The sequence below is a fragment of the Alteromonas sp. 5E99-2 genome (genome assembly GCF_017368475.1).
Lineage (GTDB): Bacteria > Pseudomonadota > Gammaproteobacteria > Enterobacterales > Alteromonadaceae > Alteromonas_F.
This window is the reverse complement of sequence record NZ_JAFNJE010000010.1, coordinates 131,648-146,718: the sequence shown is the minus strand read 5'-3', so window position 1 is coordinate 146,718 and position 15,071 is coordinate 131,648. Positions and strand designations below refer to the sequence as shown.

The following is a 15,071-nucleotide window of genomic DNA, read 5'->3' as shown; positions in this document are numbered from 1 at the left end:
GAATTGGAAGCTGAAAATCCAGAAAGCAGCATTTCCGAAGATGACAAAGATAGCGTTGATGATGTTGATGCGCTTTTAGAGGCGATGTCTCCAGAACCATCAGATGACCTTACTGATGACCTGTTAGATGAATTAGAAGCTGAAAATCCAGAAACTAGCATATCCGAAGATGACAGCGATAGTGTTGAGGAGCCGACCGATGATTTGTCGGGAGATCTTGAATCAGAAGATCAGGACAATACTGGCACTTTGGCTGACGATGTTATTGATGCACCGCTGGATGAGCCAGTAGCGGCAGAAAGTGAAGTAAGCGACGAAGTTTTAGCAGAAGATGTAGACGATCTCACACATGATCTAGTAGATGAATCAGAGACGGATAATGCAGAAACTAACGTTGCTCAAGATAGCAATGACGATGCAGATACACCTCATGATATATTACCATCAGAGCCAACAGAAACCGCTATAGATGAGCTGCTAGAAGAGCCTGAGCCTGAAGATCACATAGGTATCGACTCAATTTCTGATGACTTAATTGATGAACTAGTAAGCGAATCAGAAAAAGAAGAACAATATGATATTGCCGCTGATGAGACTGTTGAGCCGGTAGTTCAAGAATCTGCCGAACAAGAAGACGATATTGCAGATGATGAGGTTGTCGAAGAAGTGGAGCCTTCCACTGAATTCGAATCTGCAATGGATGAGTTACCCGGTGACTCTGACGAGCAAAACGCTACAGCTGAAAGTGATGATGAAAAAAGTATTGATGCAATAGATACGCGCTCAGATACTCTGATCGAAGAATTAGATGAACTAGGTGACTTTGATTTAGACAGTGGGCCTAGTGAACTTGCAAGTGCACCCGATTTTGAAGAAGTAGTTGAACCTACCAACTCAGCGTCAAGGGATACAAGTGACGACGAATTAGCTGACGTACCTAGTTTGGATGAGTTGTTTTCTGAAGGCATTGATGATTCAGATTCAACCATTTTAAACGACCTTGAAAACACAGATTTTGACGAGCTACTCAGTTCTATTAATATCGATAGTGACGACGGCAGTGTTGAAGAGACGACTGTTGAAAAGGCTGATTCTGAGCCGAGTAATATCGAAGAAACAGAAAATGTAGAGTCTCAACCTGAGCCAGAAACTAATCCAAAAGAGGAAGAAATACCTCAGCTCGACAATCCTGACTTAGATTTAAATGCACTGTTTTCCGAAGAGGAAGCGAGTGTAGAGTCAGAGGAAGATTTGATTAGTGTGGATGATTTACTCGAAGAAGCCGATGTTGCAGAAAGTACAGTAACCGATGAAGAATTTAATTTAGACGTTAGCTTAGAAGAATTTACCGGTAAAGCCGACGATGATGATATTATAGATGTGGATATTGATTCGGCACAGGCGGTAAATTTAGACCTTATTCGCGCCTATATTGACATGGAAGATGTCTCTTCAGCAAAGGCATTGCTGTTAGAAGTGATGGAAAAAGGGTCTGATGACCAAAAGAGTGAAGCGAAAAGCCTCCTCGATGAACTGGGTAATGCCTAAACTGACGTTAAAGAGAGCAAAATTAGACATATGCGAACAGCATTAGGTATAGAGTACGATGGAAGCCAGTATCATGGCTGGCAAAGACAAGACAGCGTCAAAAGTGTACAACAACATTTAGAAGAAGCACTAAGCAAGGTTGCAAATACCTCTGTCATAGTGAAATGCGCAGGTAGAACCGACGCAGGTGTGCACGCAACAAAACAAGTAGTTCATTTCGATTGTGATAACCCAAGACCAGAACGCGCCTGGACTATGGGAGTAAATACCAATTTACCCGATAGCATTGCCGTTCGCTGGGCATGTGAAGTTAATGATGATTTTCATGCTCGATTTTCTGCGACGGCTAGGCGTTATCGCTATGTTATTTACAACCACAGACAGCGCCCAGCTATTTTAAATAAAGGCGTCACCCATGTTTACCATGAGTTAGATTGTGATTTGATGCACACCGCTGCCCAAGCTCTTGTTGGTAAGCATGATTTTAGCGCATTTAGGGCGGTATCTTGTCAGGCTCATACCGCAACTCGCACTGTATCTCACGTGAAAGTGACTCAGCATGGTCGGTATTTTGTTATCGACATTAAAGCCAATGCATTTTTACACCATATGGTTAGAAATATAGCAGGCTCGTTAATTGAAATTGGCTTGAAAGAGCAAAATGTGGATTGGATGGGGTGGCTGTTAGCCAAGCAAGATCGCACATTAGCTGCTGCTACCGCAAAGCCAAATGGCCTATATTTAGTGGATGTGGATTACCCTGAAACATTCAAATTACCCTCACAACCCATAGGGCCACTTTTCTTGTCAGATGATTAACTGTGAAGATTAGACCAGTTTTACTTTTTATGAGTTATATAAATGTGGTCTAATACCCGCCGAACAATGTTGTGAATAACAACACTAATTAATTAAGTCAGTCAGCATAGGATAAACTCAATGAGCTGGATCGAAAAAATACTCCCCAAAACACAAACGTCTACGAAAGGCAATGTGCCAGAGGGTGTGTGGTCTAAGTGCTCGTCATGCCAAGCTGTGCTTTACAAATCAGAGCTAGAAAAGTTACTCGAAGTTTGCCCTAAGTGCGGCCACCACATGCGTATTAACGCTCGTCGTCGACTTGACGGGTTTTTAGATCAGGCTAATCGAGAAGAACTTGCGACAGAGCTTGAGCCGCAAGATATCTTAAAATTCAAAGACTCGAAAAAATATAAAGACAGAATTAGCAGCGCGCAAAAAATCACTAAAGAAAAAGATGCGCTTATTGTGATGAAAGGTGAATTAAAGGGCATGCCTATTGTTGTCGCATCCTTTGAGTTTGCATTTTTAGGTGGTTCAATGGCGTCGGTCGTCGGTGCGCGATTTGTTGCTGCAGTGAATGCGGCTATTGCGAATAATGCGCCTTTAGTGTGTTTTTCTGCTAGTGGCGGTGCGCGAATGCAAGAAGCCTTGATGTCGCTAATGCAGATGGCGAAAACCAGTGCAGCATTGGCTAAATTAAGTGAAAAAGGCTTGCCCTACATCAGTGTATTAACCGACCCAACTATGGGTGGTGTATCTGCTAGTTTGGCAATGCTAGGCGATATCAATGTCGCTGAACCTAAAGCGCTTATCGGATTTGCTGGACCTCGTGTAATTGAACAAACCGTGAGAGAAACATTGCCTGAAGGTTTTCAGCGCAGTGAATTTTTATTGGAAAAGGGCGCTATCGATATGATCGTCGACCGACGTGAAATGCGTGATAAGTTACACGGTGTGCTGAAAAAACTGCATGGATAACCTTGCACAATGGCTAACTTATCTAGAGTCAATACATCCTACTACCATTGATATGGGGCTAGATCGCACATTGCGAGTAGCCCAATCTTTGCATTTCAACTGGAACAAAACCCAAATCATTACCGTTGGTGGAACCAATGGTAAAGGCACTACATGCCGTTTTCTCGAACATTACCTAATGCAGTTGGGAAAATCAGTGGCAACCTTTCGTTCACCGCACCTGATTGATTACAGAGAGCGTGTCACCTTCAACGGCGCTATGCTTGAAGAAAAATACTATGTAGATGCATTTAAGCAAGTTGAAGCAGCTAGAGATGGCATTACGTTGACGTATTTTGAATTTGGCACTCTTGCAGCCTTAGTCATGATGAAAACGCAGCAACCCGATGTCATTTTATTGGAAGTCGGGTTAGGGGGGCGTTTAGATGCAACCAATATTGTCGACAGCGATTGTGCAGTGATTACTTCTATTGGGCTAGACCATCAAGATTACTTAGGCGACACCAGAGAAGCGATTGCCGCAGAAAAAGCAGGAATTTTTCGCGAGGGCAAGCCCGTGGTTATTGGCGAATCAGACGCGCCAGATAACCTAGTAAAGGCCGCTGATGAAAACGGCCCTCATAGCAGCATTGCCAGTCGAGATTTTATTTACCAAACAGTAGAACAAAAAAGCTGGACGTGGAACTGTGCAGATAAGCAGCTAGGGCCTTTTCCTATGCCCTGTATTCCTGTACAAAACGCAAGTACCGCACTAGCAGTGCTCAATACCTTGGGCTACGCATTAGACAATGAGCTTATATCAGTTACTTGCCGTCAAGCAAAATTGCCTGGTAGGCGACACCTTGTTCAATCGTCTCCATTTGTTATGTTAGACGTTGCACATAACCCTCAAGCGGCGATTAGCTTGTTAGAATTAGTTCGAGAACGAAGCCAAATAGGTCAAGTTTATTGTGTTGTGGCTATGCTTAAAGATAAAGATATTGCGGCGACATTGGCTTGTTTTGAAAATATTGACGTAGATTGGCTCCTTGCCGATACAAAAGGCGCAAGAGGGTGTAATGCTGATGTTTTGAAGAATGCATTGCCTAGTTCAGCTAACAGTCAAAATAGTGTCTATACTTATTCTAGTGTAAAAGGTGCATATCAAGATGCCATACTAAAGGCACAAAAAAACGACGGTGTTTTCGTTTTTGGGTCTTTTTTAACCGTGGCAGACGTATTAGCATATTTAGAAATTAACCCTTAGGATTTTGGAGTCGAGATTGACCAGTGCTTTAAAAAATAGATTAGTTGGAACGGTAATTGTAGTTGCACTAGTTGTTATTTTTCTTCCAAATTTCCTCGATGGAAAAAAGGAAAAGAATGCGCTTAATTTTGAGCCTGTTCCAAGTATTCCCGACAAAAAACCGATTATTAATCCTGAGCCCTTTCCAAGTGAAAGGGTAGAAGAAAATGTACAGCGTCCAATTGAAATTGTCAGTGAAAATGCAAAAGACGAAGAAATTGATATTGCCGTTGCCCAAAGCCAACAAATAGATAATGAAGAAACCGACAAGCAAACAGCTAAACGCAATAAAACCTTAGCAGAGCAAACGGTTATTGAAGCCCCTCAGCGAGACCAACAAAGCGCTGGTTGGGTTGTTCAACTCGGTAGTTTCAGACACGAAAAAAATGTACGTTTGTTGTTAGATAAATTAGAAGCGTCTGGTTACATTGCCTTTAGTCGGCCTATTCAAACTCAATCAGGTTTATTAACTAAAGTGTTTGTCGGACCAGACCTTCAAAAAAGTAAACTAGAAGGCGCGTTACCCCATTTAAAAGAGATAACAGGACTGAATGGTAAGGTGACTCCCTTTACCGTGCAGCCGTGATCATATAGAATGCGCGCCTGTTTGTACTTCCTCATTCTAACAGGCTTTCGTTGTGTTGAACTGGATTGATTTTGCGTTACTAGGCGTTATTGGCCTATCTGTCATAATTAGCATCATGCGTGGGTTTGTTAAAGAAGCGATTTCTTTGGTCGTTTGGTTTGCTGCGTTATTTATTTCCAGTCAATTTTATCCTGATGTAGCCCTTTATTTTACGGGCATAAAAGACCAATTACTCAGAAATGGTGCTGCTATTGCGTTGCTATTTGTTGCGACATTAATCATAGGCGGCCTACTTAATCATGCTATAGGGCAATTAGTTAAAATTAGTGGTATTTCCGGCACAGATAGAATGCTCGGCGCTATTTTTGGCGCGTTGCGCGGTGTCCTTATTGTCAGTGCAATATTGTTTTTTGGTGACACGTTTACATCTGCCTCTAACTCTCAGTGGTGGCAAGACTCTCTTTTAATCCCCGAATTTGCGGTGATTATTGAATGGTTCTTTGAGTATGTGAAAGGCAGCTCAAGTTTTATTAAACCGGCTTAAATAGGTATTTCAGATGTGTGGTATTGTAGGTATCGTTGGTAAATCAACTGTTGCTCAGTCTTTGTATGATGGCTTAACGGTATTGCAACACCGTGGTCAAGACGCGGCGGGGATTATGACTGTCGACGAAGGCTCATTGAACCTTCGCAAAGCCAATGGTTTAGTTCGAGATGTTTTTCATACACGTCATATGAAGCGCCTTACCGGTAATATGGGGATTGGCCACTGTCGTTATCCAACGGCCGGTTCGTCGTCTTCGGCAGAAGCTCAACCCTTTTATGTAAATTCCCCTTACGGTATCGCTTTTGCCCATAACGGTAATTTAACCAATGCGGCGGAAGTAAGAGACGAATTGTTTAAAAAAGCCCGTCGCCATATTAATACCACATCTGATTCTGAAGTATTGCTGAATGTTTTTGCCCATGAGTTATATCAAAAAGAAGAACTCACTTTAACGCCGGAAGACATGTTTGATGTGGTGTCAAAAGTACACAAACAAATTCGCGGTGCTTATGCCGTAGTGGCGACCATTATTGGTCAAGGACTCGTTGCCTTTCGCGACCCTAATGGTATTCGTCCATTAGCCTTGGGCAAACGAGTGACTCCATTTGGTGACGAATATATGGTGGCATCTGAAAGCGTTGCTCTTGATGCCGTAGGTTTTCAGTTTATCCGCGATGTCGCACCGGGAGAAGCGGTATTTGTTACTGAACAAGGTGAACTACATACACAGCAGTGTTTTGAGTCTCCGTCTCATTCTCCTTGTATCTTTGAGTTTGTTTATTTCGCACGACCTGATTCGTTTATCGATGGGGTATCTGTTTATGCATCACGAGTGAATATGGGGCGTAAACTTGGCGAAAAAATTAAGAAAGAATGGTCAGATTTAGACATTGATGTTGTTATTCCAATTCCTGAAACGTCTATGGACGTTGCATTGCAAATAGCCAATACATTAGAGCTACCTTACCGCCAGGGTTTTGTAAAAAACCGCTACATTGGCCGTACCTTTATTATGCCGGGTCAGACTATGCGTAAAAAGTCAGTACGTAGAAAGCTCAATGCAATACCGTCTGAGTTTAAAGGTAAGAGCGTTCTTTTAGTGGACGACTCTATTGTGCGGGGTACCACGTCTGAGCAAATCATCGAAATGGCCAGAGAGTCAGGTGCAAAAAAAGTATATTTTGCGTCAGCGGCGCCTGAAATTCGTTTCCCTAATGTTTACGGTATCGATATGCCGTCTGCCAATGAACTCATTGCTTATGGCAGAGAAATAGACCAAATATCTGACTTAATTCAAGCTGATGGCCTTATTTTCCAAGATTTAGGCGATTTGATTGAATCAGTTAAAGAAGAAAACACCGCAATACCGTGTTTTGAAACCTCTGTATTTGATGGTGATTACGTTACTGCTGATATCGATCAAGCTTATTTGGAAAATATTGATATTGCCCGCTGCGAACAGGCCCGTAAAGCGCCGGTATTACAAACAGAACTGACGAATTTAGACGTTCACAATTTTGATAGCGAATGAGTATAAATAGTGAATACAGAGGTTTTACTCGAACCCATTAAAGGCTTTTTACGCTGTGAAACACCCGATGGGTGGTTAACACAAGCTAAAAAGCCTGAAAGTCTTACTGTGCTTCTCACAGACCATTTGGTGTGTGAGTTGAAAGCCGCACAAAGCGCAATGTTTTTAATTCGCAGGTATGCCGTTGATGCTGAAAGCTCAGAAGCACTGCTTGAATGGTTAAAACCTTACGAAGCCTTTACTTATCGCAAGGAAGGGGATTGGCGAGAGTTGGAGAAATTCAAATTGAATAAATCCATTATTGCTAAATCGGGCAAGCCTTATAGCCAAAGTTTAATCGACAAAATGGTGTTGTTGATTAAAGAAGAGTTACACCATTTCTATCAAGTGTTAGAAATCATGGATACCTACCACATTCAATACGACACTATTCATTCTAGCCGCTACGCCAAAGGGCTTCTTAAACATGTGAAAAATCATGAACCTGATGCGCTTATCGACAAGTTAATATGCGGAGCGTATATCGAAGCTCGCTCCTGTGAGAGGTTCGCTAAAATTGCTCCATTTTTAGACAAACCACTAGGTGATTTTTATATTTCACTGCTGCGCTCTGAAGCTCGTCATTACCAAGATTATCTGACATTGGCGGAGGAGATTGCGGGTAAAGATATAACCAACCGCATTACCTATTTCGCAGAGGTAGAAGCGGATCTCATTTTATCACCAGATACTGATTTTAAATTCCATTCAGGGGTACCTGTTTCTCGTTGAACGCTTAATTTAGCCGACGGGAACAAATACTGCCAATTTAGGTTTTTACGTGCAAACAAGCCAGTTCAATTCGCCTTAAGCCAGAACCATTAAAATAGCACGTATTAAATATTGATTAGCAATAAGCTTTTTACTTCAGATTAAGTTAACACTACGAGGAGTTTTGTTTGTGTTAGCGCCTTTTTAAAATGGGTTAAAGGGGAGGCGTTACGAGTTACCGATAAGAAAGTTAAAAACTTTTCGATATGTTCACTGTTAAGTGCTTCTGGATGTTGTTTATCACAATAAAGTATGAAATATTTAATCCAGTATATATAAGAGGTTATGGTTCGCTTGCTGCACCCACGTACCATCATATAGTCTGAAATATCTTGCAGTAGTTGAGATTTTTCTATTATTTTCTTCATCCATGAAGTGATAGCTCATACGGCATCATAATAAAGTAGAAAAGGTAATTTACCTTTTCAATTGAAAACTAAACTAAAGGATTGTTTTAATATGTTGGTTATCAATTACTTGCAAGCAACTAGAAATGCCTTACTAGTTAAAAAGGTAAACCTTCTAATTATTATTATGAGGTCGAAGACCTCATTAACAGACTGTTAGCCACCAATGAAGCTAATAGCCCTTTTTATATTTCTCCTGTTGCTATCTTTAATACCACTAGCTTATTACGGTATTTATTCTTGGTTTTTTGTGCAAGAAACTATTGGAAGTATCATTTTACTTACCTTATATGCCTTAGCTCTATTTGCAATTTTAAAAATTAAGAACAGTTCGTCGCTAACTACTTCTTATAAAAAAGTAAGAAAATCAGTTTTGCTAACAGGTATATTCGTTTTTCTTCCTATTATCCTTTACATTCCTTTAGGGATCGGTTTAACCGCTGTTGCCTCATTACCTCATGCAGCCAATCAGACTATTACTACAAAAGTAATAGGTGTCCGCACCTTAGAATCCAGTAAAACATGCAAAAACCAACTACAATTTCATGGGGTGTCTAATTTTTTAAAATCAGGAATATGTGTAGACGCAAATTACATTTCTAAATTTAATGTAAATGATAATGTAAAACTCAAAGTGTATGTCGGGCTCTTGGGAGTTAGAATTGATGAAATATACAACGTCGAAAGTGGCTAACAAGATAATTGGACTCCCCACCACCATTACGTAACACGTGTGTCACGTATGATGAATAGGAGTCCGAAGATGAAAAAGCGTATAATTGGCGTTGATCTCGCATTAAATTCGATTCAAGTTTGTAAATATACAAACAATAAAGTGCATTCTAATTCAGAAATGACACCGTCGAAATTCACCGATTTTTTAGCCAATTTAACAGCATCGACGATTATTTTTGAATCATGCAGTGGCGCACATTATTGGTGCCAGTTGGCAAAATCTCTTGGTCATGAAGCGTTGCTTATTTCTCCTCGTTTGGTGATGGCTGTAAGGCAAAACCAAAAAACAGACAAGAATGATGCTCTAGCCATTATTCAAGCAGCGTTATTACCCGATGTTAAGTTCGTTGCAGGTAAAAATCACCAGCAACAACAGATACAATCTATGTTGAAATTGAGAGAGCAATGTATCAAACAAAAAACAGCAATTAAGAATCAATTAACAAGCCTTTGTCGCGAATTCAATATTCGACCAGGACGTAGTAAGGAATGTTTGATATCTACAATTGAGTTTGTTTTAGAAGATGCAGAAAACGGTTTTAGTTTTGAATTCAGAAAGATGTTACAAAGCTCACTAGCACTGTATTTATGTTTGCATGAAACGATAGAGTCATACGACCATGCCTTAGAAAAGTGGGTAAATGATACACCTGATTGCGCCAAGCTTATGAAGATTGAAGGCATTGGAATATTAAATGCGTTACACCTTTATATAAATTTGTTAAGTGGAGAATTAGGGCATTTCAAACAAGGAAAAGATGCATCTGCTTGTATAGGATTAATGCCAGTTCAATATAGTACAGGAGGAAAAGTAAGACTAGGTGCTATAGGGAAGCGTAAAAGTACATCACTACGAAGTTTACTTATTACTGGTGCAATGTCGGTCGTACAGCAAGTGGTAAAACGAGAAGCTAGAACAAAAAAAGAAGCATGGTTAAAAGCACTTATAGAAAGGCGAGGAAAGAAATGCGCAGCTGTTGCGTTGGCAAATAAAAATGTCCGTACGGCCTTTGCTTTAATGACGAACAAGACGGAATATAAGTTAGAGCTTATGTAATTCCAACAATAATTTAGCGGAAGGTATATCAAGATTAGAAGATACTGAATAGTCATTTGAGCGAGAGAGCTCGTTAACAAGATTAGTACTCTAATACGCGAAATTATCTTAGAGCCGAGGTAGCGCCTCAACTAGAGCTCGTACATAAGCATGCGAATATCTACTTAAAAATTATTGTTGTAATCGGGGAGTCCACATAAGCCATTGCAGTGGACTTAAAACAGTTGGCTATTTCGCTGTGTTCACTATTTTAGCCAACAATTTTAAGCCTCTGAATGAGGCGTTAAATGTCCAGCCGAGACAATAAAATAAGTTTGAGCAATAAGGAATAAAAATTTATGACAAATCATGATTTATTTAGAGCAGCATCAAATCCAGATACAAATGTGAATTATTTACAAGAACTATCAAAATCTCCAGATGAAGTTGTAAGGGCAGCTGTCGCCTCCAACCCATCAACTAACCAGGAAACACTTCTATCTCTTGTCGGGGACTCCAGCTCTCATGTGATTGAAAATCTGATGGAAACACAAAATAAATTTGATTGTAGCTCATATGAATTTGCTAGAACTAAATTATCAAAATTAGTTCTAGCAAAAACTGAAGATGCAAAATTTATTTTATCTCTTCGCGAAAACACAAATCTAAACAAATTCATATCATATGTTGACTCTGACATTGAGAAACAAACCCAATGGTTGTCTAACTATAAAAATAGAGAGCGAGTAAGAGCTGAATTCTATTTTATTATCAAAGGTATGGGCAATGAAAGTCTTGGAACGGTTCGCTTGTATGACTTTCAAACTGGTTCGTTCTGTTGGGGAAGTTGGGTGGTAAACCCTGGTTCGCCAAGAAAAGCAGCTATTGAGTCAGCTCTAAATGTTTACGAGTTTGCATTCTACGTATTAGGATTTTCTCAATCTCATTTCGATGTTAGGAACGAAAATGTAAAAGTAATCGAATTTCACAAAAGAATGGGCGCTAAAGTAATTAAATCAAATGACTTAGACACTTTCTTCATTCTAAAAAAAGAAGAATATGAAGCCACGAGAGATACTTATAAAAAGTTCTTTATTCAAGAGTAGCCATTTAACAAGGCGCAGCATATGGAAAAATTACTCGCTACGCTCCCAATTTTCGGATGAGCGCGGCGTTATGAGTAGGACTTACCAAATTTAAATGGACATCACCAGTGACAGGGAGCATTACTTGTATTTAGATGATTACGTAAAAGCAAAGAAGCAACTTGGCTATTGGAATGAGCTGCTTCAAGAGTGGGTATTTATGGTACATCGGGTTTATCGAGTATCTAATAAAAAAACATCCGTTCATGCTGAAAAAGAAAGAGCAAATACTGGTTTGTTGGCAGCTGCCGCGACCCGCAATGGGTGGGTAGCTTTAGAAGAATGTAGGACAGAAAAAGTCGATAAATACCTAGATAATTGCACTTATAGTGGACGGTGCGATTTGGTACTTTGGAGAGATAATCGACATCATGAAATAGAGGCCAAATTTGCTAGAATATCAATCAACGCTAGAACAAATACGAGAATTGATAAGGCACATAAAAAAGCACTTGAAGACTCATCTAGATCAACTCACTCAGGTTACCGATCAGAAAAGAAGATTGCTATTACTTATATTGTTCCTGTTATCAAGAAAGTTCTCCTTGAGAAGCTTTCTACAGATGAATTATCAAACAAGCTGTCTCAAATCATTGAAACTATAAAATCTGAACATTCACCTACAATAATGTCTTACGCATTCCCTGGGCCTGTAAATTTAGAAGGCAGTGAGAACCTAGCACTAGGTGTTATTTTAATTGGTGATGTCACTTAACAACACGCCCTGAGGTGGACAGCAAGTATTAGAACTTACTTTCCACCGCATATTTCAGTAGTGGTGAACTCTTGCTTTCAAGGCTTCTAGATACTTTGATTCATCATATGGTGTACTTGTTTTCCAACACCGAATGATTGGTGTTACCTTCTAAAAACTACTAGAACTTTGGTCTTGAATACATCAATTCGGTGTCTAAGTGTACAAGTCTAATCATTACTGTTTAAAACGGTGAGTTAGATTTAGCTGATCTTGAATTTCGTTTTCAATTTTGTTGATCGCTTTCGTTGAGTTTTGAGCACGCTCTACGCAATTAATGTTTAATTCACGGACTTCGTTTAATTGCAGTTGTAATTCCTTAGAAACTTGCTCATGTTCCAGAGCTATAGTATTTACGTGTGATGTCATGTCAAACATATTCATAATAGCCTTTTCTATTGAAACCATATTTGATGAAACTTGGTCGACGCGCTCTACACCATCTTTAGCTATAGCCACACCTTGATCAATAGTTTTTAGCACAGCATCGGTATTGTGCTTCAGTTCGTCTGTCATTTTATTCACACGTTGAGTTACTTTCTGAGTGCGAATTGCCAAGGTTCTGACTTCATCGGCGACAACAGCAAAACCTCTACCTGCTTCACTTGCTCTGGCGGCTTCGATAGCGGCATTTAATGCAAGGAGGTTGGTTTGATCTGCGATATCACTTATTGAGTCTATTAACTCATTAATTGCCTCTGTTCCTTTAACAAGTACGTCGACTACATTTTTCGCTTCGTGCATTTCATTGTAAGCTTGGCGTATTGTGAGGCCCGTTTTTTTGGCTAAATTTTGACTGTCTTTTGCATCGGAATAGACGTTCTCAGTGGCAAGATTAATCTCACCCATATCTTTTGCAATATCGTTGACGCTGGCTAATAGCTGATTGGATCCCGAAGAAAAAGATTCAAACTTTTGGTTCTGTATAGCAAAACCTTTCAAGTTTGTTTCTAAGCCATTTTTTACAACATGGGTTCTTTCATTGAGGTTTTTTGAACTCTCCGTTAAACGAATACGAAAAGTATGACTAGCAGCTTCACGGTGCAGCTGAGCGAAACGAATTGCTGCTTTTGCGCCAACAGAATGACAATAAAGGATTTGACCTAGTGTATTGAAAGCTTCTTCTGGCAAGCTTTTTACTATATCTAATAGGCTAGTATGCTGCTGATAAACAATATACATACCCAATAACCCCAAAAGCGGGCTCAAAACCTTTATAGCCCAAATATCAGAACTCATGCCAAGCAGCATTAAGACTGGAAAAATCGCCATGATGGGTGTGATGTTATTCGAGAAATATGACTTCAACAAGCTAGATTTAAGTAAGGGAGATTTGTTTGAATTAACCCTTTTATAAAGGGTTTCAGCATGCTTAATTTCATTTGGTGTTGCTTTTCGTCTTACTGACTCGTAGCCAACAAGCTTATTGTCATCAAATAATGGACTAACATGAGCACTTACCCAGTAATGGTCACCATTTTTGCAACGATTTTTAACTATTCCCAGCCAATTATTACCGCGTTTTAAATTATCCCAAAGATCAGCAAATGCGGCAGCGGGAACGTCGGGGTGACGAATTAAATTATGGGGTTTACCCACCAGTTCTTCTCGGTGATAACCTGCTACTTTGCAAAATTCATCGTTTACATAGGTAATGGTACCATCTGTAGTAGTGCTTGAGATAAGAATATAATCATTAGGAAAGAGGGCTTCTTTTTGTGTAACTGCATTAATACCCATGGATCTAGCCTCATTTGCCTTGCTTTATAGAAGTGTTTATTGACTAAATATTTAGTCGACTCTCAATTATAACTTGTGGGGGAGTTGGTTGATTTGATTTAGATCAAGTAACTGACATGGTTTTGTATGGGGGCCGACAAATAAGTTGAGAATAAACGTTTATAAAATGACTCAATACGGTGTTTTTTAATTGATACCTCCCTTGTGTAGACATTTATTCTCCTAGTAAACCAACTAAGTATTGATGCATATAGTCTTTTAAGCAGATTGCTCGTTTGCTTAATAGTTTGCCACTTGGCCAAACTGCATAAATATCTCTATTAGGGCCTTGCCAGTTGGGAAGTACTACTTTCAAACTACCTCCTTCAATGTATTGCTGTGTCTCTGAAAAAGGCAAAAGCGCAATGCCTAGACCGTCGTTAACAAGTTGAGTAACAAGTCTTATATCATTTATTAGTGTGTTGAATCGGGGTCTCAGTTCTTGTCTCTTACCCGAGATAACATTTTGCATCTTCCAATCAGAAATAATGTGATTACCAATAAGTTTATGTTCCGTTAATTGGTCAATGGTGTCGGGTTCTTTGTGGCTAGCTAAATATTTAGGTGATGCGACAAGTTGGGTTTTAATCGTTCCCAGCCTTTTTTGATGTAAAGACGACGAGGCTTGGGGCCCTATGCGCAATGCAAGATCTGCTTGGGAAGATAGTAAGTTTTCAATTTGATTACTTAAATTAAGCTCTAATTTGATTGCAGGGTAAGTTTTAATGAAGTTTGACCACATGGGCTGCAATATTCCTGTTGATATTGACGCGGGAGCGAGGACGTTTAAATGACCTTCAAGTGAATTTATTTGAGATGAAATTTGCTGTTGGGTTGTTTCAAATTGCTCAACCAAATGCGCATAGGCGTTATAAAACAAAGTGCCTTGAGATGTTAATGTTAATTGCCGAGCGGAACGATGAACGAGTTTATTTCCCACGCTTTCTTCTAGATGTTTTAAGCGCCTAGATATTGTTGCGCTAGGGATACCCATTTTTTTTGCGGCTTTCGACAAACTCTGTTGCTGAACAATATTGATAAAGATAAAAACATCATTAATCATGATTTCATTTTTGAATTGTATGATTGGTTTTTTGATTGTATATCTCAAAATAGGAATTGTATATTC

Annotated in this window: 14 protein-coding genes; 12 read left to right on the top strand and 2 right to left on the bottom strand. The window is 39.7% G+C overall.

The features are described 5' to 3' along the window. The 12 genes from J3L16_RS11715 to J3L16_RS11655 all read left to right on the top strand — a co-directional run. On the top strand, positions 1-1,548 hold a 1,548-nt coding region (locus tag J3L16_RS11715; RefSeq protein WP_278252845.1), incomplete at its 5' end, for a FimV/HubP family polar landmark protein. Between the two features lie 30 nt (positions 1,549-1,578). Next, positions 1,579-2,367 carry a tRNA pseudouridine(38-40) synthase TruA gene (gene truA / locus J3L16_RS11710; protein WP_207613164.1) on the top strand — a complete coding sequence of 263 codons (789 nt, stop codon included), beginning with the start codon at positions 1,579-1,581 and terminating at the stop codon, positions 2,365-2,367. Positions 2,368-2,487: 120 nt separating this feature from the next. Beyond that, a complete protein-coding gene (accD, locus tag J3L16_RS11705) occupies positions 2,488-3,327 on the top strand; it encodes an acetyl-CoA carboxylase, carboxyltransferase subunit beta (RefSeq protein ID WP_207613163.1) in 840 nt (279 codons plus the stop codon). Continuing rightward, positions 3,320-4,573 carry a bifunctional tetrahydrofolate synthase/dihydrofolate synthase gene (folC, locus tag J3L16_RS11700; RefSeq protein WP_207613162.1) on the top strand — a complete coding sequence of 418 codons (1,254 nt, stop codon included), beginning with the start codon at positions 3,320-3,322 and terminating at the stop codon, positions 4,571-4,573. Before accD ends, folC begins: the two co-directional genes overlap by 8 nt. A 16-nt stretch (positions 4,574-4,589) precedes the next feature. Then, positions 4,590-5,198 (top strand): SPOR domain-containing protein, encoded by a 609-nt coding sequence (locus J3L16_RS11695; RefSeq protein ID WP_207613161.1) that lies wholly within the window; start codon positions 4,590-4,592, stop codon positions 5,196-5,198. A 55-nt stretch (positions 5,199-5,253) separates the two neighbouring features. Beyond that, positions 5,254-5,742 carry a CvpA family protein gene (locus J3L16_RS11690; protein ID WP_207613171.1) on the top strand — a complete coding sequence of 163 codons (489 nt, stop codon included), beginning with the start codon at positions 5,254-5,256 and terminating at the stop codon, positions 5,740-5,742. Between the two features lie 13 nt (positions 5,743-5,755). Further along, positions 5,756-7,276: an amidophosphoribosyltransferase gene (purF, locus tag J3L16_RS11685; RefSeq protein ID WP_207613160.1), complete on the top strand. Its 1,521-nt coding sequence runs from the start codon at positions 5,756-5,758 to the stop codon at positions 7,274-7,276. A 6-nt stretch (positions 7,277-7,282) separates the two neighbouring features. After that, entirely contained in the window at positions 7,283-8,047 is a 765-nt protein-coding gene (gene miaE, locus J3L16_RS11680; RefSeq protein ID WP_207613170.1) for a tRNA isopentenyl-2-thiomethyl-A-37 hydroxylase MiaE, read from the top strand. 612 nt (positions 8,048-8,659) lie between these two features. Further along, positions 8,660-9,187 (top strand): hypothetical protein, encoded by a 528-nt coding sequence (locus J3L16_RS11670; protein ID WP_207613158.1) that lies wholly within the window; start codon positions 8,660-8,662, stop codon positions 9,185-9,187. A gap of 69 nt (positions 9,188-9,256) precedes the next feature. Next, complete coding sequence (locus J3L16_RS11665) at positions 9,257-10,285, top strand: IS110 family transposase (RefSeq protein WP_207613157.1); 1,029 nt, start codon at positions 9,257-9,259, stop codon at positions 10,283-10,285. A gap of 338 nt (positions 10,286-10,623) precedes the next feature. Next, the gene (locus tag J3L16_RS11660) at positions 10,624-11,370 is read left to right on the top strand and encodes a GNAT family N-acetyltransferase (RefSeq protein ID WP_207613156.1); all 747 of its coding nucleotides are present in this window, start codon (positions 10,624-10,626) and stop codon (positions 11,368-11,370) included. A 94-nt stretch (positions 11,371-11,464) separates the two neighbouring features. Continuing rightward, on the top strand, positions 11,465-12,124 hold the full coding sequence (locus J3L16_RS11655; protein ID WP_207613155.1) for a hypothetical protein: 660 nt from the start codon (positions 11,465-11,467) through the stop codon (positions 12,122-12,124). A 216-nt stretch (positions 12,125-12,340) separates the two neighbouring features. Here the strand turns inward: J3L16_RS11655 and J3L16_RS11650 are convergent, their stop codons facing one another. Both J3L16_RS11650 and J3L16_RS11645 read right to left on the bottom strand, forming a co-directional pair. Next, entirely contained in the window at positions 12,341-13,903 is a 1,563-nt protein-coding gene (locus J3L16_RS11650; RefSeq protein WP_207613154.1) for a methyl-accepting chemotaxis protein, read from the bottom strand. A gap of 214 nt (positions 13,904-14,117) precedes the next feature. Continuing rightward, positions 14,118-15,005, bottom strand: coding sequence for a LysR family transcriptional regulator (locus J3L16_RS11645; RefSeq protein ID WP_207613153.1), 888 nt, complete (start codon positions 15,003-15,005; stop codon positions 14,118-14,120). Positions 15,006-15,071 lie beyond the last annotated feature (66 nt).